This is a genomic window from Streptomyces sp. NPDC005899 (assembly GCF_040629645.1).
Classification (GTDB): domain Bacteria; phylum Actinomycetota; class Actinomycetes; order Streptomycetales; family Streptomycetaceae; genus Streptomyces.
This window is the reverse complement of sequence record NZ_JBEXWB010000552.1, coordinates 1-2,795: the sequence shown is the minus strand read 5'-3', so window position 1 is coordinate 2,795 and position 2,795 is coordinate 1. Positions and strand designations below refer to the sequence as shown.

Annotated in this window: 3 protein-coding genes; 1 reads left to right on the top strand and 2 read right to left on the bottom strand. The window is 74.9% G+C overall.

Going from position 1 to position 2,795, the window contains the following annotated elements; translation table 11 throughout:
- The coding region (locus ABZ371_RS31310) for a helix-turn-helix domain-containing protein (protein ID WP_358686043.1) at window positions 1–307 on the top strand (307 nt) is incomplete at its 5' end.
- A 114-nt stretch (window positions 308–421) separates the two neighbouring features.
- On the opposite strand, the gene ABZ371_RS31305 is transcribed toward ABZ371_RS31310, so the two are convergent.
- Both ABZ371_RS31305 and ABZ371_RS31300 read right to left on the bottom strand, forming a co-directional pair.
- Window positions 422–1,573 carry an SMI1/KNR4 family protein gene (locus ABZ371_RS31305; protein ID WP_358686041.1) on the bottom strand — a complete coding sequence of 384 codons (1,152 nt, stop codon included), beginning with the start codon at window positions 1,571–1,573 and terminating at the stop codon, window positions 422–424.
- A 177-nt stretch (window positions 1,574–1,750) separates the two neighbouring features.
- The coding region (locus ABZ371_RS31300) for a GntR family transcriptional regulator (protein ID WP_358686039.1) at window positions 1,751–2,795 on the bottom strand (1,045 nt) is incomplete at its 5' end.

The window sequence follows — 2,795 nt, the reverse complement described above, 5'->3', positions numbered from 1 at the left end:
CACTCCGCTGGTCCGCGACGGCCGTGCGGCCGGAGGACTCGCCGCCCTGATCCCGCGGGACGAGGCCGAGGCCTACGCCCGCCTCCTCCTGGCCCCGCTCACCGCGCCCCTGGCCGGGACACTGCGCTGCTGGCTGAGCCTGCACGGCAGCTGGGACCGCACGGCGGTGGCCCTCCGGGTCCACCGCAACACGGTCCGCCAGCGCATCGCCCGCTGCGCCGCGCTGCTGGACGCGGACCTGGACGACATGGACGTACGGACGGAGCTGTGGTTCGCCCTGCGGGAGGAGGGGGCCGGCCGTACGTGACCCTCGGGGGCGCTCGGTCCCCGGAGCCCTGTGTCCGGAGCGCCCGCGCCTTCGGCCGTGACCGCGCCCGACGCGACGGACGACGCGCTGACGCGGAGGCGGGGCCTGCGAGGGTCAGTCCTGCTCCTGGGCGTACTGGGCCGCGTACCAGCCGGAGTCGACGGCGGGGTTGCGCAGGGTCCCCCAGAAGCGGTCGTCGGGTACCGGTGGCAGTGGCGGACCGCCCAGGTCCGCGTGCAGGTCCGCACGCCAGTCGACAGTGAGGCGACTGCGTATCCCCGCGCTCTCGTACACCGACCTGTAGGGGGACCCCCAGATCCCGTGTGCCATCTTCTCCGCGGCCCACCTGCGGGTGACGTCTCGGTGGGCGTCCGCCTGCGCGATCACCGTGCGCAGCCGCAGGACCAGCGGGGCGGTCCGCTCCTGCGCCGGCGGGGCTTCACCCCTGTCCAGCGCGTCCAGGGCCGCTTCGACCTCCGGGTACTTGTCCAGGCCCGTTTCGGCCGCCAGTCTGCGCAGCTGCTTCCGCGCGGCCTCGGCCACCTGTTCGCGGGGCAGGATCGCGAGCAGGGCACCGAGCTCCTCGAACGCGTCCAGGTGGCCGGCGTGCAGGACGTCGGTGGGGCCGCAGGAGAGGTCCAGCTCCGGCAGCCGCTCGTCCGGGGCGGGAAGGGGGTCGTCCGCGCTGCCCCACTCCGGGCGGGCGGACATGGCCGACTCCCAGAACAGCCGGCCGTTGAACGTCACGGCACCACCGTCCCGCCCGCGCTCCAGCCGGCCGGCCAGCTCCGCCAGATACCCGCCCAGCGAGTCGGCCAGGCCGAAACCGGTGCCGGTCTCGTCGAAGAACCGCCCGATCGCGCCGAAGGCGTCCCGCCCGGTGCGACAGTCGATCGTGAGACCGTCCGACGTCACCCCGTAGGAACCGAACTTCACGAAGCCGTGCTGCCAGTAGTGCTCGGCCTCCTCCTCGTCGAGGTCGTGGGCGGCGCCGCGCATGAACCGGGTGTCCCGGAGGATCCCACTCACTCCGAGCAGCCGGTCGTCCGTGCTGAACCGGAAAGCCGCCGCCCCGTCCGCCGCCCCGTCGTGCCGGAGCAGCGAGGCGACCAGGTCCGGAGGAAAGGTGACACCCAGTTCCTCCTGTGCCGCCGCGATCTCCTCGTCCCCCGCGGGCGGCCGAAGCGTGGCGAACGTGCGGGGCGCGTGCTCGCCCAGCCAGGCGTCGATGCGGTTCCACGAGTCCTGGACGAGGTCGGCTGTCATGGGGACGACCTTAGACGCGGCCACCGACAGCGCTCGGTGGGCTTCGGTGAAGCCCGGCCGGGACACTTCGGCGGCCGCGTGCGACGAGCACTTCGGCGACCGCGTGCGACGACCGTGGCCGGCCGGCCCGGTCCACCCACCGCGACGACGCACCGGGGGCGGACCTGGGCGGCGGCGCTAACCCCCGTACACCGCCTGTGACTCCACCAGGACGTCCGCGAAGTCGTTTGCCAGGGTGCGGCCTTCGGCCGGTGTGAGCGTCGCGGTCGTGATCCGGACCCCGGGCGGTGCGGCGATGCGGAAGCGGGTGCCCGCGGCCGTCCACCAGCCCCGGCTGCGCAGGCCGTTGACGACGGCCGACTCGTCGCGCACGGGGACCCACACGTTCAGGCCACTCTCGCCGTGCGAACGGATGCCGTGCTGAAGCAGTGCGGTGCGCAGGGCCTCGCGGCGGGTGGTGTAGGTCCGGGCGGCGCGGGCGACCAGGCGGGTCACCGCCGGGTCGGCCAGCAGGTCCGCCACCGTGGACTGCAGGATGTGACTGACCCAGCCGGAGGTCAGCAGCATCCGGCCGTCGTGGCGCGCGAGGGTCGCGGGGTCCCCGGCGAGGGCGGCCCAGCGCAGGTCGATGCCCAGGTGTTTGGAGACGGTGCGCACCTGGGCCCAGCGGGCCAGGCCGCCCGGGGCGAGGGTCACCGCGCCGGCGCCGGCGATGTCCGCGTTGTGGTCGTCCTCCACGACCAGTACGTCGGGGAAGTCGCGCAGTACGGCGAGGAGTTCGTCCCGCCTGCCGGGAGTGAGGCACGCACCCAGCGGGCTCTGGCCCCGGGGGCTGCACACCAGGGCGCGGGCCCCCGCCCGCAGCGCTGCCCGCAGCTCCTCGGGGCGTACGCCCTCGTCGTCGACGGCCACCGGCAGCATACGCAGCGAGAGGGCCGGGACCAGGTCGAGCAGGTGGTGGAAGCCAGGGTCCTCGACGGCCACCGCGTCGCCGGGCCTGAGCTCCGTCGACAGCAGCCGCGCGATGCAGTCCAGGGCCCCGTGGGCGAAGGTCACCGAGCCGGTGGGCACGCCGTCGCGGGCGAACCAGGCGCGGGCCGCGTCCTCGAGCGCGGCGAGCCGGGGTGAGGCCCGGTGCGAGCCGGGCACCGGCTCCACCGACGCGGGAGGCGTCAGCACCGGGAGGCAGGCGGGGTCGGGGTACCCGCCCGCCAGGTCCCTC

Excerpts from the sequence above, each read along its gene's own strand:
- ABZ371_RS31305 (WP_358686041.1), bottom strand. The coding sequence starts at position 1,573 with ATGACAGCCGACCTCGTCCAGGACTCGTGGAACCGCATCGACGCCTGG.